A 24,375-nucleotide genomic window follows, 5' to 3' on the forward strand; every position below is an offset into this window, starting at 1 on the left:
GGTAAATTTGCATTTTACTAAACACAACTCAAACACCAGACATAAATGATTCATTTCTTCGGAAACCAAAACAGCAAAGTATATGCTGTTCAAGCCACAAAAGAATTATCAACAGAAACCATCTCTAAATTGACATGGTTATTTGGCGACCAGCCCAAACTTGAACAAGCATCAATCGATGCTTTTTTTGTTGGACCTAGAGCTGCGATGATAACCCCTTGGAGTACCAATGCTGTAGAAATTACTCAAAATATGGGAGTTTCTGATCTTATAAGAATTGAAGAGTTTACTTCAGTTTCAGAAGATTTCACGGATTATGACCCTATGATTTCTGAAAAATATCAAGGCTTAAATCAAGAGATTTTTACTATTGATATTCAACCAGAAGCCATTCTCAATATTGAGGACATTGCGGCTTATAACCAACAAGAAGGCTTATCGCTTAGTGATGAAGAAGTTGCTTATTTAGAAGGCGTTTCTAAAAAAATAGGCCGTCCATTAACCGACTCTGAAGTCTTTGGCTTTTCGCAGGTGAACTCAGAACATTGTCGTCATAAAATCTTCAATGGGACCTTCGTTATTGATGGTGAAGAAAAAGGAACCTCGCTTTTTAAACTGATTAAAGAGACCTCGAAACAAAACCCTAATGCTATTGTTTCGGCTTATAAAGATAATGTGGCTTTTATTAAAGGTCCTGTTGTACAGCAATTTGCACCCACCCGTGCCGATGTACCGGATTTTTACACCACAAAAGATTTCGAATCTGTAATTTCATTAAAAGCAGAAACACACAATTTCCCAACTACCGTAGAACCTTTTAACGGTGCTGCTACAGGATCTGGTGGAGAAATTAGAGACCGTCTTGCTGGAGGAAAAGGTTCTTTACCCTTAGCAGGAACTGCGGTTTATATGACCTCTTATTCACGATTGGAAGAAAATAGACATTGGGAAAATAAGTTTGAAGCTAGAGAATGGTTATATCAAACTCCAATGGATATTTTAATTAAGGCTTCTAACGGGGCTTCAGATTTTGGAAACAAATTCGGACAACCTTTAATTACCGGGTCTGTATTAACCTTTGAACATAATGAAAACCCTTCTTCTAGCACCTCTAAAGCTAGAAAATTAGGCTATGATAAAGTTATTATGCAAGCCGGAGGTATTGGTTACGGTAAAGCAGAACAAGCCTTAAAAGATACGCCTAAAACAGGTGATAAAATTGTTATTCTTGGTGGTGAAAATTACCGTATAGGAATGGGTGGTGCTGCGGTATCTTCTGCAGATACGGGCGAGTTTGCTTCCGGTATTGAGTTAAATGCCGTACAACGTTCTAACCCTGAAATGCAAAAACGTGCTGCAAATGCTGTACGTGGAATGGTAGAAAGTGATGAAAATTTCATTGTTTCTATTCACGATCATGGTGCAGGTGGACATCTTAACTGCCTCTCTGAACTTGTAGAAGATACCGGTGGAAAAATTGATTTAGACAAACTTCCTGTTGGAGATCCTACCCTTTCAGCAAAAGAAATTATAGGTAACGAGTCTCAAGAACGTATGGGCTTAGTTATCGGAGATCAGCACTTAGAAACTTTACATAGAATTGCAGATAGAGAACGTTCTCCTATTTACGATGTCGGTGAAGTGACAGGAAATAACCGTTTTACTTTTGAATCGGAATCCGCAGGGGCTAAACCTATGGATCTGGCCTTAGAAGACATGTTTGGGTCTTCGCCAAAAACGGTAATGACAGATAAAACGGTTGCAAGAAATTATAAAAACCCACGTTATAAAACTAAAAATTTAGACATCTACTTAAAGCAAGTGCTTCAGTTAGAAGCTGTGGCCTGTAAAGATTGGTTAACTAATAAAGTAGACCGTTGTGTAGGTGGTAAAGTGGCAAAACAACAATGTGTGGGACCTTTACAGATTCCGTTAAACAACGTTGGGGTTATGGCTTTAGATTACAACGGAAAAGAAGGGGTGGCAACATCTGTTGGTCACGCTCCTATTTCGGCTTTAATTGATCCGGCTGCAGGAAGTAGAAATGCAATTACTGAAGCCTTAACGAACATTATTTGGGCGCCGTTAAAAGACAATTTACAATCTGTATCCTTATCCGCTAACTGGATGTGGCCTTGTAAGAATGAAGGTGAAGATGCGCGTTTATACCAAGCGGTACAAGCGGTTTCAGAATTTTCTATCGACTTAGGCATTAATATTCCTACCGGAAAAGATTCTCTTTCCATGAAACAAAAGTACCCTGATGGTGATGTTATTTCTCCAGGTACGGTTATTATTTCTGCTGCAGGAAACTGTAATGAAATCACAAAGGTTGTAGAGCCTGTTTTACAAGTTGATGGTGGTAATATTTATTACATCAACATCTCTCAAGATAATTTTAAATTAGGTGGAAGTTCTTTCAACCAAGTTTTGAACGCTATCGGAAACGAGACACCTGACATTAAAGATACGGCCTTTGTTAAGACGACATTCAATGCCTTACAAGAGCTTATTAAAGCGGATAAAATAAAAGCAGGACACGATGTTGCTTCAGGAGGTTTAATTACCACTTTATTAGAAATGTGTTTCGCAGATGTAAACATAGGGGCTGACCTAGACTTAAGCGCACTACAAGAAGACGATGCCATTAAGATACTTTTCTCAGAAAATTCAGGAATTGTTTTTCAAGCTGATGCTTCTGTTGAAACTATTTTAAAGTCACAAAACATCGAGTTCTTCACCTTAGGAGAAGCGAATACTTCTGGAACGGTAAACATTAAAAATAATGAAGAGCTGTTCACTTTTGATGTTGCTGAAATGAGAGACGTATGGTTTAGAACCTCGTTCTTATTAGACCAAAAGCAAACGGCGAATAACTTAGCGCAAGAGCGTTATGACAATTATAAAAATCAAGCTTTAGACTTTAAGTTTCCTGAAGGATTTTCAGGAAAATTAAATGAGGTCTTATCTGGCTCTACGGCAAACACTGAGGCTACTCAGAATTCTGTACGCCCTAAAGCTGCTATTCTTAGAGAAAAAGGCTCTAACTCTGAACGTGAAATGGCGAATGCAATGTATTTAGCCGGATTTGACGTGAAGGATGTACATATGACCGATTTAATTTCTGGACGAGAAACCTTAGAAGACATTCAGTTCTTAGGCGCTGTTGGTGGCTTTAGTAACTCGGATGTATTAGGTTCTGCTAAAGGATGGGCTGGCGCTATTAAATATAACGAGAAAGCTAATAAAGTCATTAAAGATTTTTTTAAACGTGATGACACCCTTTCTATCGGAATCTGTAATGGAGCACAACTTTGGATGGAATTAGATCTGGTAAATCCAGAACATGAAGTTCATGGAAAACTGACCTATAACGATTCTAAAAAACACGAAAGCGGATTTACATCTGTAGCCATTCAAAAAAATAACTCAGTGATGTTATCATCTTTAGAAGGGGCGACGTTAGGAGTTTGGATTTCTCATGGTGAAGGAAAATTTAGTCTTCCTTATAGTGAAGAACAATACAATATAGTAGCGAAATACGGTTATGAAGCTTATCCAGCAAACCCTAACGGTTCTGATTTTAATACCGCAATGCTTTGCGATAAAACCGGAAGACACTTGGCTACAATGCCACATATAGAACGTTCTATTTTCCAATGGAATTGGGCTAATTATCCTCAAGGTCGAAAAGATGAAGTTTCACCATGGTTAGAAGCTTTTGTAAACGCTAAAAATTGGATAGAAAAAACCAAAGCTTAAGCATAGACATTAAGCACATTGCTTAAAACTAAAACGAATAAAAAAGACTTCTCAATATGAGAAGTCTTTTTTTGTTTACAGGAAAACTATTCAGCCATTAATCGGAAACGATAATCTTTTTAGATAAGGTTTGTCCTGCTGCACTATTCAATTTTAACACATAAGTACCGTGTTCTAATTTTGAAAGGTCTATTTGAAAAATGCTATTGTTCATCTTTGGTTGCGCTTCTAGAATTAATCGGCCGTCTAAAGCATACAACTCATACCCCCTTACGCTACTCGCTTCCGTTACTTTCACGTTTAACATCTGCTGTACAGGATTAGGGTAAAGTGTGATTTGTTGCTCAAAGCCTACTGAATCGACACTTAAACTCTGTGTCCCAAAAAATTCAATTTCTGTAATGTTGGTCCAAGCACTCACGCGGCTTGTTCCTGCGGTATTAAAGCGTCCAAAACTCAGGAGTTTTACATAACGCGCCTCAGCATCCACTTCATACTGATCAAAATCTACACGAGTTCCGGTAGTAGTTGTAATTTGCAGACCGCTTTGCGCTGGTATTATTTTTGTAAAATCTTCATCCGCCGTTCCGGTGGTTGACACCCATATTTGAAAACCATAAGGATCTGGCTTGTCATCCGTTGCGATTTGAATCATATCTAAATCATAATTGCTACCTAAATCGTAAATGACGTATTCCCCATCTCCTTTAAAATCATCTATTAAAATTGAACCATCAGAAGCTGTCCATTGTGTATCCGTATCTTTATCTAAGGTATTCACCGCATAATTAGTCTTAGGCGGATTAGCATTAAGATCCACTTCTTCTTGTGAAAAGGCAAAAACAGTCACCGGATCATCTTCTAAGCCAGTATTAATAAGATCGTATAAATCTACCAAATCAGCCCCTTCTTGAGTGACATTAAGCACTCTTACAATATCATCACCTCCGGCATCTTGCGTAAAGGTCAATGTCCCTACTCTACTTGAGGTTTCTGTATTTTCAGTAACACTTAAAACTACGGTTGCATCTCCAGACCCTGAACTCGTAGCGATAGTCATCCAATCTGTATTAGAAACTGCCGTCCAACTTACGTTAGCATTAACAGACACGTCGTAACTACCTGCTTCAGGACCTAATGGCTGAAGGGTACTTACCGTTAAACTTTCAGGAATTTCAATGGTACAATCTCCATCTGTAATAGGAGCACCCAAATTATCGACGTAACAGGCACCAATACCATAACCCACCATAGCATCCGTTGTTGGGGTATAAATGCCCATATCAGCACCTATACCTTCAGATTCCGTACCTGTGAAGCTAAAAATTTCACCTGTTGCGATGGCTTCTAGCATTAAGGTTTCTGTAAAGCCCGCATTTGTTTCGCCAAGACTAGTCCCTGCATAAACATTACCGGTATAACTTAAGGTGGTTCCTAAATCTGCGTAAGACGAGGCTGTATCCCCAGAAATAACCGGAGTCATATTCGCATTAGATGCGGTATAATAAATAAGGTTGTTGGTTACTGTTCCTGTAGGATCCGTAGAACCTTTATCCGTATTATAAAAAAGTGGCGCATTGGTATTTACAATCGTATTTTGTGACACGTTTATATTTTCAACTTTTTGGTAACCGTTAGAGGTATTTGATGAAGAACAAGACACATCATTATTTGCACTTCCACCTAAAAAAGTAATCCCATTATTCCACTTCGCCTGATCCCCAACACTAATACAATCTTGAATATAATTATTGGTTACCGTGTGTTCACTGTCTACAATTCTAATGCCTCCAGTTCCTTCTATATTTTCACCTAAAAAATAATTACCATCAACGGTCGCATGAGAACCATGACGTAATACTAAAGAGCCTCTACTACGACGAAAGGTATTATTAATAAAACTATTGTTTTTACTCTTATTGGTAATAATCTCATTTTCACCATCAGCTTGAACAAAATAATTGTTAGTCACTAATACGCTACTATCTACATTTTGGTACGAACTTGTACCAATCCTAATAGTCTCACTGTCGCCAGAGTTCGTTAATTCTGAATCTATTTTTTCATAATTATAAAAATAGTTATTGCTAATAGTATGGCCTACAATAGCGCAACTGTTGTTAACTTCTGGCTCCCCATCATCAACTGGAGGATAGGCATTATAAGCAAGCTCTGCTAAAATCATATTTCCGGCATTTGTTTTATTCATAAAAGAACAATTAATCACCGTATTATAAGTTCCATATAATACCACCCAGTTATGTTTTTGACTTGTCCCAGCTTCAAAATCATCCGGATCTACTGTAAGTCCATCAATCACACAATTCTGTAGCGTACTGTGGTTGGCGTAATCATAGCCGTCCCTAAACTCTATAACAACGCTAGCACCATAACCTCCGTCCCAATAAAAACCGTCTACAATAACGTGGTCGCCGCCAATGCTCATTCGTAAACCTCCGGTAAACTTAACACCTCCAGGTGTTTCTGCCCTAAAGGTAATCGGCAAAGCTGCGGTTCCTGTGGTCGGCGAAAATTTAATACGATCATCTGAAGTGTAAATTCCATTTTCAAGGATAACGACATCCCCAGCTTGCAGCGTTTCAGATAAAGCATCAAGGTCCTCAGGATCATCAATAGTGTAAGTGCTCTGTGCTTTAACACTTAACACACTAAATAAAAAGAAACTAAAGCATAACAAGGCTTTAGTCTTAAAGCGATAGATTGTTGTCATAATTAAAAAATTAAAAATGTTAGAGATAAATTGGTTAACCAATCTGGTTTACCAAATATAAAAAAATATATCATTCCAGAAACCAAGGAATTAATTAATTTTTAGGAAAATATTTAGGCTTTATTATGTAAATCCTGAAATTTAAGGCTAGATATCCCAGTATAAATTCATAATTCTTAATTTATTCTTAGTCCCATTAGTAATTTTATATTCAATATTTTTATACTTTCGTAATATCTCTTACTAAATAAGCGTTGACAACTATGACTAAAGTAACTCGGCTTTTCGATTTTCCATACTATCAATTAAAGCACAAGCCTAACCCTAAATCTCTAGTTACCAAATACAATGGTGAATGGGTCGCGACATCGACGCAAGATTATATCAATAAATCTAATGCCGTCAGTAGAGCTTTACTACGTTTAGGAATTAAAAAAGACGATAAGATCGCTGTAATTTCCACGAACAATCGTACAGAATGGAACATTATGGATATCGGTATTCTGCAGCTTGGTGCTCAGAACATCCCTATTTATCCTACAATTTCTGCGGAAGATTATGAATACATTCTCAACCACAGTGAATCTATTTATTGTTTCGTTTCTGACGAAGGCGTTTTAGAGAAAATTAAAAAAATTCAACATAAAACGAAGCTGAAAGAGGTTTACTCGTTTGATCATATAGAAGGTTGCAAGCATTATTCCGAATTATTTGAATTAGGAAAAGATGAGAGCAATCAACCAGATGTTGAAGCACATAAAGATGCTGTACAACCCGATGATTTAGCTACGATTATTTATACTTCTGGAACCACAGGAAAACCTAAAGGGGTTATGCTATCGCATTGGAATATTACTAGTAACGCCTTAGACAGTTCGCCAAGAGTACCCATAAAACCAGGTGAAAATAGAATATTAAGTTTTTTACCCATTTGTCACGTTTTTGAACGCGTGCTCATTTACATTTATCAATATTCAGGCTTCTCTATCTATTTTGCGGAAGGCATCGATAAAATTGGTGATAATGCCAAAGAGGTAAAACCTCATTTAATGAGTGTGGTTCCTAGATTACTTGAAAAAGTTTTTGATAAAATTATGTTTAAAGGCGAAGAGCTCTCTGGAATTAAGAAAGCACTTTTCTTTTGGGCTGTAAAATTAGGAGGCGAATGGCAACCTTACCAAGCCAATGGCTGGTGGTACGAGTTCCAACTTAAAATCGCCAACAAAATCATCTTTAACAAATGGCGCGAAGCTTTGGGTGGTGAATTAAGCACCATGGTTTCAGGAAGTGCTGCTTTGCAACCGCGATTAGCAAAAGTCTTTGGCGCCGCCAAAATGCAGGTTATGGAAGGCTACGGGTTAACGGAGACCTCTCCTGTTGTTGCTGTAGGCTTGTATAAAAACAACAATTATCGTGTTGGTACCGTTGGTAAACCTATTGATAACGTAGAAGTTAATATTGCGGAAGATGGCGAAATTTTAGTTAAAGGCCCTAACGTCATGTTAGGCTACTATAAAGATCCTAAAAAAACAGCCGAAGTAATGTCTGACGGCTATTTCCATACCGGAGATAAAGGGATGATTGATGCCGACGGATTTTTACAAATTACCGGTCGTAAAAAAGAAATGTTTAAAACTTCGGGTGGTAAATATGTGATTCCACCACTCTTAGAAAATGATATGAAACAATCGCATTTTATAGAGCAAATTATGGTGGTTGGTGAAGGTGAGAAAATGCCTGCAGCTTTAATTCAGCCTAATTTCGACTTTATACGCGATTGGATCGATATTAAAAAACACGATATAGGAAAGACCGATGCTGATATTGCGAGTTCTCCAATTGTGATAGAGCGTATTCAAAAAGAAATTGATAAATACAATCACCATTTTGGTAAATGGGAACAAATTAAACGTTTTGAACTTACACCTGATATTTGGTCTATTGATGGAGGTCACCTTACTCCAACCTTAAAAATGAAACGTGCCATTATCAAAGACAAGTATCAAGATCTTTACGATAAAATTTACCGCTCTTAAGTCACAATAAGGTTCTTATTAAACCTGGATGATGGAAATGTAATGCCCTCTGAAAAACAACAGTCTGAGCATTATACATATTATAAAATGTACACCTTAAAAGGCCAAGTTCCGAGGACGCTCATTATCTTGGCTTAAAAGGTGATAAAGCCCTAAAATTTGAGGCCACCTAAACCTCAGTTTTAAAGATTTAAACCCCTTACTAAATCTTTAGAAATAGGCACAGCCCTTCTCTCCCATTCTTTAACAAAATATTCTCTTAATTTACTATGCGTGCATAGTATTTTTTGTTATATTTGGGTATCAATATATTTTAATGAAAGATAAAACGATAGATTACATACTAAGAACCACTTGGTTAGCGGTGAATAAAATGTATAACGAAGAAGCTGCTAAATTTGACTCAACAATGGCTACGGGCTTTGCCTTGCTTAGTATTGACCCCGAAAATGGCACCCCTTCTACCTCTCTAGGTCCTAAAATGGGAATGGAAGCCACAAGTCTTTCCAGAACCTTAAAGACGATGGAAAAAAAAGGCTTAATAGAACGTCGTCCTAACCCTGAAGATGGACGTGGTGTTTTAATTTTTTTAACCGAATTTGGTTTAGAAAAAAGAAACTATTCTAAAGCCCGAGTTTTAACCTTTAACGAAACCATAAAAGCTAATGTTACCCCCGAGGAACTAGCCAACTTTCAGAAGGTTGCCGAAGTCATCAATAACATGATCTCTAACAAACAAATATACAACCAAAACGAACACATAATAAAGTAATATGAGCAAACGTAGAATTAATAAGATTGCAATTATCGGCTCCGGAATTATGGGAAGCGGTATTGCCTGTCATTTTGCCAATATTGGCGTTGATGTCTTACTCTTGGATATTGTGCCAAGAGTATTAAATGATACAGAAAAAGCGAAAGGCTTAACCTTAGAAGACAAAGTGGTGAGAAACCGCTTAGTTAACGAGGCTTTAGCTGCGTCTATAAAATCGAAACCCGCACCGCTCTATCATACTTCTTTTGCCAGCCGCATTACAACCGGAAATATCGAAGATGATATCTCAAAAGTGAAAGATGTCGATTGGATCATGGAAGTCGTTGTAGAACGCTTAGACATTAAACAACAAGTCTTTGAAACCTTAGAAAAACATAGAACTCCAGGAACCCTGATTACCTCTAATACGTCAGGTATTCCTATTAAGTTTATGAGTGAAGGTCGTAGTGAAGATTTCCAGAAGCATTTCTGCGGAACACACTTCTTTAACCCCGCACGTTATTTAAAATTATTTGAAATTATTCCTGGTCCTAAAACAGATAACACAGTTTTAGAATTCTTAAATGACTATGGTGAAAAATTCTTAGGAAAAACTTCGGTTGTTGCTAAAGATACTCCTGCGTTTATAGGAAACCGTATTGGGATATTCAGTATTCAAAGCTTATTTCATACTGTAAAAGATTTAGACCTTACTATTGAAGAGGTAGACAAACTTACAGGACCTGTTATTGGTAGACCTAAATCGGCCACCTTCCGTACGGTAGATGTCGTTGGTTTAGATACTTTGGTGCACGTAGCCAATGGTATTAGAGAAAATTGTCCTGATGACGAGCGTTTAGAGCTATTTCAACTCCCAGATTTTATCAATACCATGATGGAAAATAAGTGGCTGGGGAGTAAAACCGGTCAAGGGTTCTATAAAAAGACCAAAAATGATAAAGGCAAAACTGAAATTCTTTCATTAGACCTCAACACATTAGAATATAGAGAAAAGAAACATGCCAAATTTGCAACTTTAGAACTTACGAAAACGATTGATAAAGTTGTAGATCGATTTAAAGTTTTAGTCAACGGAAAAGACAAAGCAGGAGAATTCTACAGAAAAAGCTTTGCCGCCTTATTTGCCTACGTTTCGCACCGTATTCCAGAAATTTCAGACGATTTATATAAGATTGACGATGCCATGAAAGCTGGATTTGGGTGGGAACATGGACCGTTTCAAATTTGGGATGCTATTGGCGTTTCCAAAGGAATTGAAATGATGAAAGCTGAAGGCTTAGAACCTAAAGCTTGGGTTAATGACATGTTAGCCTCTGGGCACGACAGTTTTTATACCGTAAAAGATGGGGCAAGCTATGCCTATGACATTCCAAAGAAATCACATACTAAAATACCAGGACAAGACAGTTTTATCATTCTAGATAACATCAGAAAAACAAACGAAGTCTTTAAAAACTCAGGTGTCGTTGTAGAAGATTTAGGCGATGGTATTCTTAATGTAGAATTTCAATCTAAAATGAATACAATTGGTGGTGATGTCCTTGCTGGTCTTAATAAAGCTATTGATTTAGCGGAAAAAGATTTTGCTGGTTTAGTAGTCGGTAACCAAGCCGCAAACTTCTCTGTAGGGGCTAACATCGGAATGATTTTTATGATGGCAGCAGAGCAAGAGTATGACGAATTGAATATGGCCATCAAGTATTTCCAAGATACCATGATGCGTATGCGCTACTCCTCTATTCCTACCATCGCAGCTCCTCATGGAATGGCCCTCGGTGGTGGATGCGAACTTTCTATGCATGCCGATAAAGTTGTTGCAGCAGCAGAAACCTATATTGGTTTAGTAGAATTTGGTGTTGGTGTTATTCCTGGTGGTGGGGGCTCCAAAGAAATGGCTTTAAGAGCATCTGATACTTTTAAGAAAGGTGACGTACAACTCAACACCCTTCAAGAGTATTTCTTAACGATAGGGATGGCTAAAGTAGCGACTTCGGCTTATGAAGCTTTCGATTTTGGCATTCTTCAAAAAGGAAAAGATGTTGTCGTGGTAAACAAAGATCGTCAGATTGCTATCGCCAAACAACACGCTATGCTCATGGCCAATATGGGCTATACCCAACCTGTTAAACGTAAAGACGTTAAGGTATTAGGAAAGCAAGCCTTAGGGATGTTCTTAGTAGGAACCGATTCTATGGAAGACTCTAACTACATCAGTGAGCACGATAAGAAAATTGCGAATAAACTAGCTTATGTTATGGCTGGTGGTGATTTGTCAGAGCCTACGTTAGTGAGCGAACAATATTTATTAGATCTAGAGCGTGAGGCCTTCTTAAGTTTATGTACTGAACGAAAAACTTTAGAACGTATCCAGCACATGTTAACCAAAGGGAAACCGTTACGTAATTAGAAAAAAGAATACAGAGAATAGAACAGAGATTTAAACGAGAATATTTAGAGACCGATTTAATAGTCTTTTCTCTCTACTCTATTTTCTTTTCTCTCATTTACAAAATAAACAATAGAATTATGAAGACCGCATATATAGTAAAAGCATACAGAACCGCAGTTGGTAAAGCACCAAAAGGCGTGTTCCGTTTTAAAAGAACCGATGAATTGGCAGCAGAAACCATCAAACACATGATGAAAGAATTGCCAAATTTAGACCCAAAGCGTATTGATGACGTTATTGTAGGTAACGCTATGCCTGAAGGTTCTCAAGGATTAAATATGGCCCGCCTCATCTCTTTAATGGGCTTAGACATTGTAGATGTTCCTGGAGTCACCGTAAATCGTTTTTGCTCTTCTGGAGTTGAAACTATCGGAATGGCTACAGCAAAAATACAGGCCGGAATGGCCGATTGTATCATTGCTGGTGGTGCCGAAAGCATGAGCGCCGTACCCATGACAGGATTTAAACCAGAACTTAACTACGATATTGTTAAAGCTGGTCATGAAGACTATTATTGGGGCATGGGAAACACAGCTGAAGCAGTAGCCAAACAGTTTAATGTCTCACGTGAAGACCAAGATGAATTTGCCTACAATTCTCATATGAAAGCCTTAAAAGCACAAGCTGAAGATCGTTTTCAAGATCAAATTGTACCTATCGAAGTTGAGCAAACTTACATTGATGCTAATGGTAAAAAAGCAACTAAATCATACACCGTAACTAAAGACGAAGGACCACGTGCAGGAACAAGTAAAGAAGCCTTAGCAAAACTAAGAGCCGTATTTGCTGCAGGCGGAAGTGTTACTGCTGGTAACTCATCTCAAATGAGTGATGGTGCAGCATTTGTAATGGTGATGAGTGAAGACATGGTTAAAGAATTAGGTTTAGAACCTATTGCAAGAATGGTCAACTATGCGGTGGCTGGTGTAGAACCGCGCATCATGGGAATTGGCCCTGTAAAAGCTATCCCTAAAGCGTTAAAACAAGCCGGATTAAAACAAGACGATCTAGCGCTCATTGAGCTCAACGAAGCCTTCGCGTCTCAATCCTTAGCCGTTATTAGAGAATTGAACCTCAACCCTGACATAATTAACGTCAACGGTGGGGCCATCGCATTAGGACACCCCTTAGGCTGTACAGGTGCAAAACTATCCGTACAACTATTTGATGAAATGCGTAAACGCGACATGAAAGGGCAATATGGAGCCGTTACCATGTGTGTGGGTACAGGTCAAGGGGCTTGTGGGATCTTTGAGTTTTTGAATTAGAAACAAGATTAAAAGAGTCAAGAACCAAGACAAAAGACCAAAAATCATGCATAATTTCAAGAAACTAAAAATTTGGAAAGAAAGCATGGATTTGGTTTCCGAGTCTTATAAAATTACGAGAAGTTTTCCAAAATTTGAAACTTATGGATTAATAAGTCAGATGAATAGATGTGCCGTTTCTATTCCTTCAAATATAGCTGAAGGAACAAGTAAAAGTTCAAATAAACATTTTTCAAACTATTTAGAACATAGTTTAGGTTCTGCTTTTGAATGGGAAACACAACTGAATGTCGCTTTTAATGAAAGTTACATTTCAGAAGAAAAATTTAAAGAATTAGAACAAAGAATTAAACAAATACAGAAAATGATTTCAAGTTTCAAATCCGGACTTCAGTCGTCTTGATCCTTGGTTCATAGATCTAAATAAACTAAAAAACATATGGCAACAGAAGAAAAAGACATCCTACGTGGAGGTCAATTCCTAGTAAAAGAAACAAATTGTGAAGATGTGTTTACTCCTGAAGATTTTTCAGAGGAACAAAACATGATGAAAGAATCCGTGATGGAATTCAACGATCGTGAAATTATTGCTCATAAAGCAAGATTTGAAGCTAAAGATTATGCTTTAACCGAAGAGGTGATGCGTAAAGCTGGTGAAATGGGCTTTTTAAGCGTTGCGGTCCCTGAAGCCTACGGCGGAATGGGTATGGGTTTTGTCTCTACAGTTTTAACCTGTGACTATATCTCTTCAGGTACAGGATCATTTAGTACAGCTTTTGGTGCTCATACAGGGATTGGTACAATGCCAATTACCTTATACGGCACTGAAGAACAAAAGCAAAAATACGTTCCTAAATTAGCTTCTGGGCAATGGTTTGGAGCCTACTGTTTAACAGAACCTGGAGCCGGATCAGATGCCAATTCTGGTAAAACCACCGCTGAACTTTCAGCCGATGGCAAGTCGTACAAAATTAACGGGCAGAAGATGTGGATCTCTAACGCGGGCTTCTGTAGTTTAATGATAGTTTTTGCACGTATTGAAGACGATAAAAACATTACCGGATTTATCGTAGAATACGATGCTGAAAATCCTAATGGGATTACGTTAGGCGAAGAAGAACATAAATTAGGAATTCGTGCCTCTTCAACACGACAAGTATTTTTTAATGATACGGTTGTTCCAGTTGAAAACATGTTAGCCGGTCGTGGTGAAGGCTTTAAAATTGCCATGAATGCCCTCAATGTTGGTCGTATTAAATTGGCCGCCGCTTGTTTAGATTCGCAACGTCGAATATTAACAACCGCAGTAGAATACGCTACAGAACGCAAGCAATTTAAAACGCCTATTGCAGATTTTGGTGCTATTAAAACCAAGTTAGCAGAAATGGCCGCCAATGCTTACGCCGGTGAATCGGCGACTTATAGAGCAGCCAAAAATATTGAAGACCGTATTGCCATGCGTGAAGCGGCCGGAAATACACATCAAGAAGCAGAGTTAAAAGGGGTTGAAGAATATGCCATTGAATGTTCAATTTTAAAAGTTGCCGTCTCAGAAGATGTACAAGCTTCTGCAGATGAAGGCATCCAAATATTTGGAGGAATGGGCTTCTCTGAAGATACCCCAATGGAAGCCGCTTGGAGAGATGCAAGAATTGCAAGAATCTACGAAGGAACAAACGAAATTAACCGTATGCTTTGTGTAGGCATGTTGGTAAAGAAAGCCATGAAAGGTCATGTAGACTTGTTAGGTCCTGCACAAAAAGTACAAGAAGAACTCATGGGAATCCCTTCTTTTGAAACTCCGGATTATTCCGAATTATTTTCAGAAGAAAAGGCCATGATTGCCAAATTGAAAAAAGCCTTTTTAATGGTTGCTGGTGGAGCAGTTCAAAAATTCGGACCTCAACTCGAAGAACACCAACAATTATTAATTGCGGCTGCAGATATCTTAATTGAAATCTATATGGCAGAATCAGCAATTTTAAGAACTGAGAAAAATGCAAAGCGCTTTGGTGAAGACTCACAATCAGCACAAATCGCTATGGCTAAATTATATTTATACCATGCGGTAGATATTGTGGAAGAAAAAGGAAAAGAAAGCATTATATCTTTTGCTGAAGGCGATGAACAACGTATGATGCTCATGGGACTTAAACGTTTTACGAAATATCAAAATTACCCAGATATAGTAGATTTACGTATTGAAATTGCAGAAAAAGTAAAAGCAGAAAAGAAATACTGTTTTTAGTAATTTTAAGTTAAGTTAAGTTCAAAAAGCCAATGCTTCCCTTCCATGATTAGGGCCTGCATTGGCTTTTTTTTTAGTTTATTAATGAAACTTTTAGTCTTCCATTATTAAGGCTTTATATATCATATTAGCAATTTCCGTTTGTTTATTCGGGTTGGTAACGATTCCATAATCTTTAACATTCGTTAAATAACAAGTCATCTTCTATGAAACTAAAGTGATCCGAGAAATTGAAAACTCAATAATGCTTCAACTAAAACATTTTAGTTCTGATTTAACAGGTTGGAAAACAAAAGATGAAACGGTAGACTTCCCTTTAAAGGAAATTACAGAAAATAAAGTTACTTTTGAGGGCATGACATTTGAAAAAGTTTCTACCAATGAAATGACTATCGACGTCGCAATTAAAAATAAAAATCAAACGGTAGACACCGTAAAATTTAATTACAACAACTAACCCATGACCAAAGCTGCTTACCTCCTATTTGTTTTAACCCTAGTATGTAATTGTAAAAACAAACCGAAAACAGCCCCCGCACAGACAACCAATACTACAGCAACAACGGATCAAACCATTGCATCAACTAAAACTGAAAAGCAATTACGACATGTGTATAAAGCTAAAGATACCATTGTTATAGATGCCGTGGCTAACGATTCTGCATGGGCAAAAAGTACATGGTATGCTTTAGACCAAGTTTGGTTGGGAGATTCGCTTACCAAAGAGGATTATTCTGGCCGTTTTAAATTAAGTTGGACAGCAGATGCCCTCTATGTTTTAGCTGAAATACAAGATGATACCTTAATAGATACTATTAAAGATCCATTAGAACGGTGGTGGGATGACGACTGTTTAGAGATTTTTGTTGATGAAGATAATAGCGGTGGCGAACACCAATACAACCATAATGCCTTTGCTTATCATATTGCATTAGACGGGAATGTTGCGGATATGTCTACTGAAAAAATCGGGAAACTTTACAATTCTCATGTGGAATCTAAAAATAGAACTATAGGCAACACAACAATTTGGGAAGTAAAAATGGCCTTATATGACGATTCTTACAACGATAAGGGCACAAATACCCCAGTGGCACTAAGTGTAGACAAAAAAATAGGCTTTGCCATTGCCTACTGTGACAATGACAAAAGCCTAGAACGTGAGCATTTTATTGGCTCTATTCCTGTAGAAGGTGAAGATAAAAACAGAGGATGGATTGATGCTAATATCTTCGGGACCCTTCTTTTAAAAGATTAATTAATGTTTCGTTCTTATGATTGTTTTTACGCGCTCTTCTGCTGTAGTCACATTAGATAAGTTAATTGCAGTTTCAATTAAGGCCAAATGCGAATAGGCTTGTGGGAAATTCCCAAGTAAGCGTTTGGTCTTAAAATCTATATCTTCACTAAACAATCCTAAATGATTACTATAAGATAATAATTTTTCAAATTGCTCGGTGGCCTTTTGCTCTTCACCTATTTTATATAAACTGTTTATAAACCAGAACGTACAAATGGTAAATGAAGACGATGGTAAACCAAAATCATCCTTGGTTTTATAGCGGTATAACAATCCTTCGTAGCATAATTCGCGCTCAATAGCTTTAACGGTACTTACAAATTTAGGATGCTTAGCATCAATAAAACCATAAGATTCCATAAGTAACACAGAGGCATCTAAATCTTCTGAATGATACGCTTGGGTAAAGGCCTGCGCCTTTTCATTCCAAGCATTATCCATAATATCTTGCCTAATATCTTGTTCTAAGGCTTCCCACTTGGCTATTTTAGAAGTTTTCCCTAATAATTGAGCCACTTTTAAAGCTTTATCTACGGCGGTCCAACATAAAACTTTAGAAAATGTAAAGTGCTGATCGCCTTCTCTAAACTCCCAAATGCCTTTATCTGGCTCTCTCCAGTGCTTGCTCACCACCCAAACAATTCCTTTAGTCATGGTCCATAACTCTTCACCATTGTCAATATCATTACTAAAATTAACTAATAACTGATGAATTACATCCATTAATATCCCATAGATATCATTCTGCTTTTGCATGTAGGCTGCATTTCCAACGCGCACGGGGCTAGAGTTTTTATAGCCGGAAAGATGGTCTAAGGATTCTTCCGTTAATTTTTTCTCCCCACTAATGCCATACATAATCTGTAGTTTTTCATCCTTATCAGGCATGAGGTCAATAATAAACTGAAGATAACGTCTGGCTATATTTTTATGACCGAGTTGCGACATCACTTTAATCACCATAGAGGCATCTCTAATCCAACAGAACCTATAATCCCAATTTCTAACTTCACCTATTGTTTCTGGTAAAGACGTCGTTGCTGCTGCTAAAACTGCCCCCGTTTTATCATAACTCAGTAATTTTAAAGTCATAGCACTACGCGAAATTTGTTCATTAAATTTCTTATAAGTTGGGGTGCGTTCTAACCAATTTAACCAATAGACCTTTGTACGTTCATATTCTAGACTTGCATATTTTAAGTGCGGTACAAATAACTTTTCATTATAACCAACGAGGAAGAAATGGTCAGACTCCAGTGTTATGGTTTCAGCATTAATCACCGCCGTCTTATCGAGGTCGGTATATAAAAATAGAGTGTCGTAAGTATCTTCGTTATTTAAACTCACAATAAAATCGTCTTTAACATAAGTAGACGTTACCCCTTTGGCATATTCTAATTTAGGATCATAAGCCACTTTTAATTGTGGCGCTCCAGAGATATATTTAAGGTATCTTATAAATTCTGGAGGAGAATGGTAATCGCCATTGGGTTTATGATATCTCGGCATGAAGTCAATCACCTCAAAGACATCATTGCCTTTAGTAAAGCGCGTAACTAAAATGGCCGTATTTTCTTGATAAAACTGATCGGTGCTATAGCCCTCGTCTACCTTAAACCCAAAGCTTCCCCCAATGTTATCATCTAATAACTTTGCGAATACAGATGCAGAATCAAATTTAGGCAAACAACACCAATCAATAGACGCTTCTTTAGATATTAAAGCGGCACTTCTACAATTTCCTATAATTCCGTAATCTAAATTATTCATTAATTTTTTGATTTAAAATGATGATAAAAATTCTAATTTTTTTAAATTAACGAAAATCTTGAAAACCATCCAAAATATTATCATGAATAAAACAATAATAGTTTCTAATAGACTCCCATTACAAATAGCAATTGAAGAAGATAAACTAAACGTAACTCCCAGTGTTGGAGGACTTGCCACAGGAATGAAGTCCGTTCATGCCGATGGAAATGGTGTTTGGGTGGGATGGTCTGGTATTACTGATGAAGATTTAGATGAAGACTTAAAACCTAAAGTCAATGAAAAAATTGAAAACGCTAAATGTAAAGCGGTCGGACTTACAGAAGCCGATGTTGAAGATTTTTATTTAGGATTCAGCAATCGTACCCTATGGCCATTATTTCACTACTTCTTAGAATATACCAAATTTGAAACCGAACAATGGGACGCCTATAAACGGGTTAATGAAAAATTTGCTGAAGTAGTATTAGATACCATAGAAGAAGGCGATACGGTTTGGGTTCACGATTACCAATTACTTCTCTTACCGCAACTTATAAAGGATAAGAGACCAGATGTTACTATAGGATTCTTTTTACATATCCCCTTTCCTTCTTATGAGATTTTTAGAACGTTCCCATGGCGTCAAGAACTCCTAACCGGAATGTTAGGTGCTGATTTAATTGGGTTCCATACCTACGATTACGAACGTCATTTCTTAAGTTCTGTAAAACGTATTTTACGTCTCGATGTTAATTTTAATGAAATAACTTATCATGATAGAATTGTAAAAGTAGATTCGTTTCCAATGGGTATTGACTACGGAAAATTCTCAAATGCCGCATTAGTACATGATAATCCGGACACTAAAAAATCAGAATTACAAAAACGTTTAGATACCCACCTTAATGAAGGCGATGATCAAAAATTCATTTTAAGTATTGATCGTTTAGATTACACCAAAGGAATTCCAAATCGTTTACGAGCTTTTGAGCATTTTCTAAATACCTATCCACAATATAAGGAGAAAGTAAGATTGGTTATGCTTGCCGTACCTTCACGATCTAATGTGCCGCAATACCAAAAGCTAAAACGTGAGACCGATGAATTAGTGGGCCGTATTAATGGTGAGTTTTCTACGGTGAGTTGGACACCAATTTGGTATTTCTACAGATCCTTACCGTTTGAAAACCTTATCGACCTCTACACTTCATCAGACATTGCCTTAATTACCCCTGTTAGAGATGGTATGAATTTAGTCGCCAAAGAATATGTAGCAACACGCACCAAACAAGATGGTGTTCTTATTTTAAGTGAAATGGCCGGTGCTGCAAAAGAAATGAACGAAGCTATTTTGATCAATCCTAATAGCCTTGAAGATTTTGCCACCGCATTAGATAAAGCTTTAACGATGCCTTTAGAGGAACAGCAAAGCCGAATGAAAATCTTACAAAAACGCCTTAAAAGATATGATGTTGAGAAATGGGCTGAAGAATTCTTTAAAACCTTAGAAGCGACCAACCAAATTCAAGAAGTTGCCGTGTCTAAAAAGTTAAATGATACTGAGGAAGCCACTATTGTAGAACAGTTTAAAAACGCTAAAAACCGACTCGTTCTTTTAGATTATGACGGTACTTTGGTAGGCTTTAAAGATAATCCGCAAGATGCAAAACCAGATGCCAAACTGTTCAACTTATTAGACAAGTTTGAAAACCAGAATAATACAAGACTATGTTTAATTAGTGGTAGAGATAAAGCAACCTTTGAAGATTGGTACGCTCAAAAAGATTACGACTTAATTACCGACCACGGTGTTTGGATGCGCGAACATAAAGAATGGACGCCTTTAGAAATTCTGAAAACGGAATGGATGGCCAATATTAAACCTATTCTTGAAACCTTTGTAGACCGAACTCCAGGAACTTTTATTGAAGAAAAAGAATACTCTTTAGCGTGGCATTACCGTACCGCAGACCCTGAATTGGCACAAATCCGTACCTTAGAAATTAATACCGTCCTTACCAGTATGGTTGCCAATAATGAACTATCGGTATTACAAGGCAATAAAGTTATTGAGATAAAAAGTAGTAATGTTAACAAAGGAAGAGCGACGACTCAACTGTTACGAAAAGAAGATTACGATTTTATTTTAATTATGGGTGATGATTGGACTGATGAATACATGTTTGAAGCGGCTCCAGAGTTGGCAACGACCATTAAAGTTGGCTATGTGAAAACAAAGGCTAAGTATCAAATTAAAGGCCCTGAAGAAGTAAGACAACTCTTAGAAAAATTAACTTTAGATGCATAAACCATTATTAGTTCTAACCTTAGCTTTAGGTTTAAATTTAGGCACTCAAACCGATCCTAAAATTTATAATATCATTGATGCGGTATCAGAACAACGTCTTGAAAAAGACATCAAAACTCTTGCTGATTTTGGAACTCGACATACGCTGAGCGATACCGTTTCTAATACCAGAGGTATTGGGGCGGCCCGCCGTTGGATAAAATCGGAATTCGATAATATTTCTAAAGATTGTAACGACTGCTTGGACGTCTTTTATCAAAACAATTTTGTTGAAAAAGGTCGTAATCAACGTATTGTTAAAGACGTTAATGTCGTTAACGTCGTTGCAATACAACGTGGTACTACCTACCCTAATCGTTATATTATAATGAGTGGGGATATTGACTCTAGAGTGACAAACCCTAACGATTATACCTCCGATGCTCCGGGCGCCAATGACAATGCCACAGGAATGGCAGGTGCTATGGAAGCCGCCCGAGTGCTCTCAAAATATCAATTTGAAAATAGTATTATTTATGTGGGACTTTCAGGCGAAGAGCAAGGTTTATTTGGCGGACAAGGTTTAGCCGCTTACGCTAAGGAACAGCAATGGGAAATTATCGGAGTGTTAAATAACGATATGATTGGTAATATTTCAGGCGTAGATGGGGTTATAGACAATAGAACATTCAGAATTTTTTCTGAACCCATAACCACAGCAGAAACTGATCCTGAACGTTTAGCGCAACAAGCCACGGCAAGACGCTTTTATGGTGGTGAAGTGGATGGCGTATCGCGTCAATTAGCACGTTATGTTTATAAAACGACAAAAACCTATATGCCAGAAATGAACCCTATGCTCGTTTACCGACTAGATCGTTTTGGGCGTGGTGGTCATCATAGACCTTTTAACGATGCGGGTTTTCCGGGACTGAGAATTATGGAAGCTCATGAAAACTATACACAGCAACACCAAGATCTTCGTATTGAAAATGGTATTGCCTACGGAGATACCTTCGAGCATGTTAATATTCCTTATTGTAAAAAATTAACGACGGTAAATGCGATTACTATGGCAAGTTTAGCTTCTGCCCCACCTTCACCAAAAACAGTTAGTATTGGCGGTATTGTAGAAGCGTCAGCAAAATTAAAATGGTCTAAAGTCGAAGGTGCTAAGGGTTATAAAATTTACTGGAGAGCAACCACCTCGCCAACCTGGGATCACAGCCGCTATGTAGAAGATGTTACTGAGTTTACCTTAGATGGTATTGTTATTGATAACTACTTTTTTGGTGTTGCAGCTGTAGGTGCCAACGGACACGAGAGTGTCGTGGTCTTTCCTAATAAAATTTTAAGATAAAAACAGCCCCCAAATTTCATCACTTAATTACGATTCGTATCCCCTTATGAAACCTATTATTTTTACACTTTTCATCGTATTATCCGTTACCTTTGGTCATAGTCAAGGACTCTTAACAGATAAAACTAAGTTTACACATCAAGATACGTTGCGGGGAAGTATAACTCTAGAGCGAGAATGGTGGGATTTAACCTATTACCATCTCGATGTCGAAGTGCAACCTGAAACAAAATTTATTTCAGGAAAAAACAGCATTCAATATAAGGTTTTAAAACCCTATCAGGTACTTCAAATTGATTTACAAACACCTTTAGAAATCACTAAAGTCCTTCAAGATGGTAAAGTATTACCTGTTAAAAAAGATGGTAATGCACACTTTATCACATTAGAGCGACCTCAAAACACAGGCGATATAAACACCTTAGACGTTTTTTATAAAGGACATCCTAAAGAAGCAAAACGTGCCCCTTGGGATGGAGGCTTTTCTTGGAAAAAAGATCATAATGGCAAAGATTTTATTGCCACCTCTTGTCAAGGTCTAGGCGCTAGTGTTTGGTGGCCAAATAAGGATCATATGTACGACGAGGTGGATAGTATGCTTATAAGTGTTACCAATCCTAAAGGGCTTACCAATGTTTCTAACGGCCGCTTACGAAAACTTGTAGATAACGGTGATACAGTAACCTCGCATTGGTTTGTAAATAATCCGATTAATAACTACGGCGTAAACATCAATATTGGAAATTATGCTAACTTCTCTGAGGTATACAAAGGTGAAAAAGGGGATTTAGACATGAATTACTATGTTTTAAGAGAGCATTTGGAAATAGCAAAAGTACACTTTAAAGATGCGCCTAAAATGATGGAAGCGTTTGAGTATTGGTTTGGACCATATCCTTTTTATGAAGATAGTTTTAAGCTGGTAGAAGTACCTTATTTAGGCATGGAACACCAAAGCTCTGTGACCTATGGGAATCAGTATAAAAAAGGCTATTTGGGTAGAGATTTATCGGGAACAGGTTGGGGATTAAAATTTGATTTTATTATTATTCATGAAGCTGGGCACGAATGGTTTGCTAACAATATCACCAATAAAGACATTGCTGATATGTGGATCCACGAAGCCTTTACCTCCTATTCTGAAAACCTCTTCTTAGACTATTACTACGGCAAAGAAGCTGCAGCAGATTATGTGATTGGAACCCGTAGGAATATTCAAAATGATCGCCCTTTAATTGGGGTGTATAATGTTAACCATGAAGGTTCTAGTGATATGTATTATAAAGGTGAAAATTTACTGCACACCTTACGTCAATTAGTAGAAGATGATGATAAATGGCGCCAAATCTTACGAGGATTAAACTCGGAGTTTTACCACCAAACCGTGACCACGCAACAAATTGAAGACTACTTAAGTGAACAAACAGGAATCGATTTAACAGCTTTTTTTAATCAATATTTAAGAACAACTAAAATCCCGACTTTAGAATATGAAATAAAAAAGGGAGCATTAAAGTATCGTTGGACAGCCATTGTTGATGGTTTTGACATGCCTATAAAAGTTCTTATTGGCGATAAAGAACAATGGATTTATCCTAAGTCAGAATGGAAATCGCAATCCATAAAGTCGAGTACAACACCATTAGTTATTGACCGAAATTTCTATGTTAATTCAAAAGAAATAAGAAAATAACTCTAAAATTGACTTAAGCTAGACAACGCACTCAACTGAATTCAGTAAGAATAAAAAACTGAGAGGTCTAAAATAAAAGATTCCCGCTTTCTCGGGACCTAAGCATGGAGTTACCTGAATTATATTTTGAATCTGACACGGAATGGCGTGCATGGTTACACGACAATCATGCTTCGGCTAAAGGATTGTATTTAATTTTTTATAACGTTAATCACGAAAAGAAATCAATGCGATGGGAAGAAGCCGTTAAAGTTGCGCTTTGCTATGGCTGGATTGATGCTACCGTAAAAAGTTTAGGCAAAGGAAAACGCCGTCAGTACTTTTGCCCTCGGAAACCCAAAAGCGTTTGGAGTGCCGTAAACAAAAACTACGTTGTAGCGCTGCAACAAAACAATTTAATGCATTCTAGTGGACTTAAAGCTATAACTCTTGCTAAAGCCAATGGCAGTTGGACCGCTTTAGATGATGTGGAGCAAGGTGTGATCCCTGATAATCTTCAGCGTGCTTTTGATAAAAACAAAAACGCTTACTCCAATTTTAACAAGTTTGCTCCGAGTTACAAAAAAGGATATCTCTACTGGCTTAACCAAGCCAAACGTGAGGATACCAAACAAAAAAGAATCGCAGAGATTATAAAACTCTGCGATGCTAATATTAAAACTCGTGGTAATCGGTAGGCTGATACCTCAATAGATTAAACCAGTAAAACCTATT

15 protein-coding genes are annotated in these 24,375 nt (G+C 37.5%); 13 read left to right on the top strand and 2 right to left on the bottom strand.

Going from position 1 to position 24,375, the window contains the following annotated elements; all coding sequences use genetic code 11:
* Nucleotides 1-45: 45 nt before the first annotated feature.
* Nucleotides 46-3,762, top strand: coding sequence for a phosphoribosylformylglycinamidine synthase (purL, locus tag DFQ08_RS10365; protein ID WP_114309952.1), 3,717 nt, complete (start codon nucleotides 46-48; stop codon nucleotides 3,760-3,762).
* 97 nt (nucleotides 3,763-3,859) lie between these two features.
* On the opposite strand, the gene DFQ08_RS10370 is transcribed toward purL, so the two are convergent.
* Nucleotides 3,860-6,493: a chondroitinase-B domain-containing protein gene (locus DFQ08_RS10370; RefSeq protein WP_114310182.1), complete on the bottom strand. Its 2,634-nt coding sequence runs from the start codon at nucleotides 6,491-6,493 to the stop codon at nucleotides 3,860-3,862.
* Nucleotides 6,494-6,756: 263 nt separating this feature from the next.
* Here DFQ08_RS10370 and DFQ08_RS10375 point away from each other — a divergent pair, with 263 nt between their 5' ends.
* The 8 genes from DFQ08_RS10375 to DFQ08_RS10410 all read left to right on the top strand — a co-directional run bounded on the left by DFQ08_RS10375 (nucleotide 6,757) and on the right by DFQ08_RS10410 (nucleotide 16,527).
* Nucleotides 6,757-8,529 carry an AMP-dependent synthetase/ligase gene (locus tag DFQ08_RS10375; RefSeq protein ID WP_114309953.1) on the top strand — a complete coding sequence of 591 codons (1,773 nt, stop codon included), beginning with the start codon at nucleotides 6,757-6,759 and terminating at the stop codon, nucleotides 8,527-8,529.
* 316 nt (nucleotides 8,530-8,845) lie between these two features.
* Nucleotides 8,846-9,301, top strand: a complete 456-nt coding sequence (locus DFQ08_RS10380; RefSeq protein WP_114309954.1) for a MarR family winged helix-turn-helix transcriptional regulator — start codon at nucleotides 8,846-8,848, stop codon at nucleotides 9,299-9,301.
* A gap of 1 nt (nucleotide 9,302) precedes the next feature.
* Nucleotides 9,303-11,711, top strand: coding sequence for a 3-hydroxyacyl-CoA dehydrogenase/enoyl-CoA hydratase family protein (locus DFQ08_RS10385; protein WP_114309955.1), 2,409 nt, complete (start codon nucleotides 9,303-9,305; stop codon nucleotides 11,709-11,711).
* 119 nt (nucleotides 11,712-11,830) lie between these two features.
* Nucleotides 11,831-13,021, top strand: a complete 1,191-nt coding sequence (locus tag DFQ08_RS10390; RefSeq protein ID WP_114309956.1) for an acetyl-CoA C-acyltransferase — start codon at nucleotides 11,831-11,833, stop codon at nucleotides 13,019-13,021.
* Between the two features lie 46 nt (nucleotides 13,022-13,067).
* Nucleotides 13,068-13,424 (top strand): four helix bundle protein, encoded by a 357-nt coding sequence (locus tag DFQ08_RS10395; RefSeq protein WP_114309957.1) that lies wholly within the window; start codon nucleotides 13,068-13,070, stop codon nucleotides 13,422-13,424.
* Nucleotides 13,425-13,460: 36 nt separating this feature from the next.
* A complete protein-coding gene (locus tag DFQ08_RS10400; RefSeq protein ID WP_114309958.1) occupies nucleotides 13,461-15,269 on the top strand; it encodes an acyl-CoA dehydrogenase family protein in 1,809 nt (602 codons plus the stop codon).
* A 199-nt stretch (nucleotides 15,270-15,468) separates the two neighbouring features.
* Nucleotides 15,469-15,726 (top strand): DUF6265 family protein, encoded by a 258-nt coding sequence (locus DFQ08_RS10405; RefSeq protein WP_262508881.1) that lies wholly within the window; start codon nucleotides 15,469-15,471, stop codon nucleotides 15,724-15,726.
* A 3-nt stretch (nucleotides 15,727-15,729) separates the two neighbouring features.
* The gene (locus DFQ08_RS10410; RefSeq protein WP_114309960.1) at nucleotides 15,730-16,527 is read left to right on the top strand and encodes a sugar-binding protein; all 798 of its coding nucleotides are present in this window, start codon (nucleotides 15,730-15,732) and stop codon (nucleotides 16,525-16,527) included.
* Here the strand turns inward: DFQ08_RS10410 and DFQ08_RS10415 are convergent, their stop codons facing one another.
* Entirely contained in the window at nucleotides 16,528-18,339 is a 1,812-nt protein-coding gene (locus tag DFQ08_RS10415; RefSeq protein WP_114309961.1) for a glycoside hydrolase family 15 protein, read from the bottom strand.
* An 82-nt stretch (nucleotides 18,340-18,421) separates the two neighbouring features.
* On the opposite strand from DFQ08_RS10415, the gene DFQ08_RS10420 reads away from it, so the two are divergent.
* From DFQ08_RS10420 to DFQ08_RS10435, 4 genes are all read left to right on the top strand, one after another.
* Nucleotides 18,422-20,629: a bifunctional alpha,alpha-trehalose-phosphate synthase (UDP-forming)/trehalose-phosphatase gene (locus DFQ08_RS10420; RefSeq protein ID WP_114310183.1), complete on the top strand. Its 2,208-nt coding sequence runs from the start codon at nucleotides 18,422-18,424 to the stop codon at nucleotides 20,627-20,629.
* A complete protein-coding gene (locus tag DFQ08_RS10425; RefSeq protein ID WP_114309962.1) occupies nucleotides 20,622-21,968 on the top strand; it encodes a M28 family peptidase in 1,347 nt (448 codons plus the stop codon). Before DFQ08_RS10420 ends, DFQ08_RS10425 begins: the two co-directional genes overlap by 8 nt.
* 46 nt (nucleotides 21,969-22,014) lie before the next feature.
* Nucleotides 22,015-23,661 carry a M1 family metallopeptidase gene (locus DFQ08_RS10430; RefSeq protein ID WP_114309963.1) on the top strand — a complete coding sequence of 549 codons (1,647 nt, stop codon included), beginning with the start codon at nucleotides 22,015-22,017 and terminating at the stop codon, nucleotides 23,659-23,661.
* Nucleotides 23,662-23,765: 104 nt separating this feature from the next.
* Nucleotides 23,766-24,338 (top strand): YdeI/OmpD-associated family protein, encoded by a 573-nt coding sequence (locus DFQ08_RS10435; RefSeq protein ID WP_114309964.1) that lies wholly within the window; start codon nucleotides 23,766-23,768, stop codon nucleotides 24,336-24,338.
* The last annotated feature ends 37 nt before the right edge of the window (nucleotides 24,339-24,375 follow it).

It is taken from the genome of Winogradskyella arenosi (genome assembly GCF_003337305.1).
Taxonomy (GTDB): domain Bacteria; phylum Bacteroidota; class Bacteroidia; order Flavobacteriales; family Flavobacteriaceae; genus Winogradskyella; species Winogradskyella arenosi.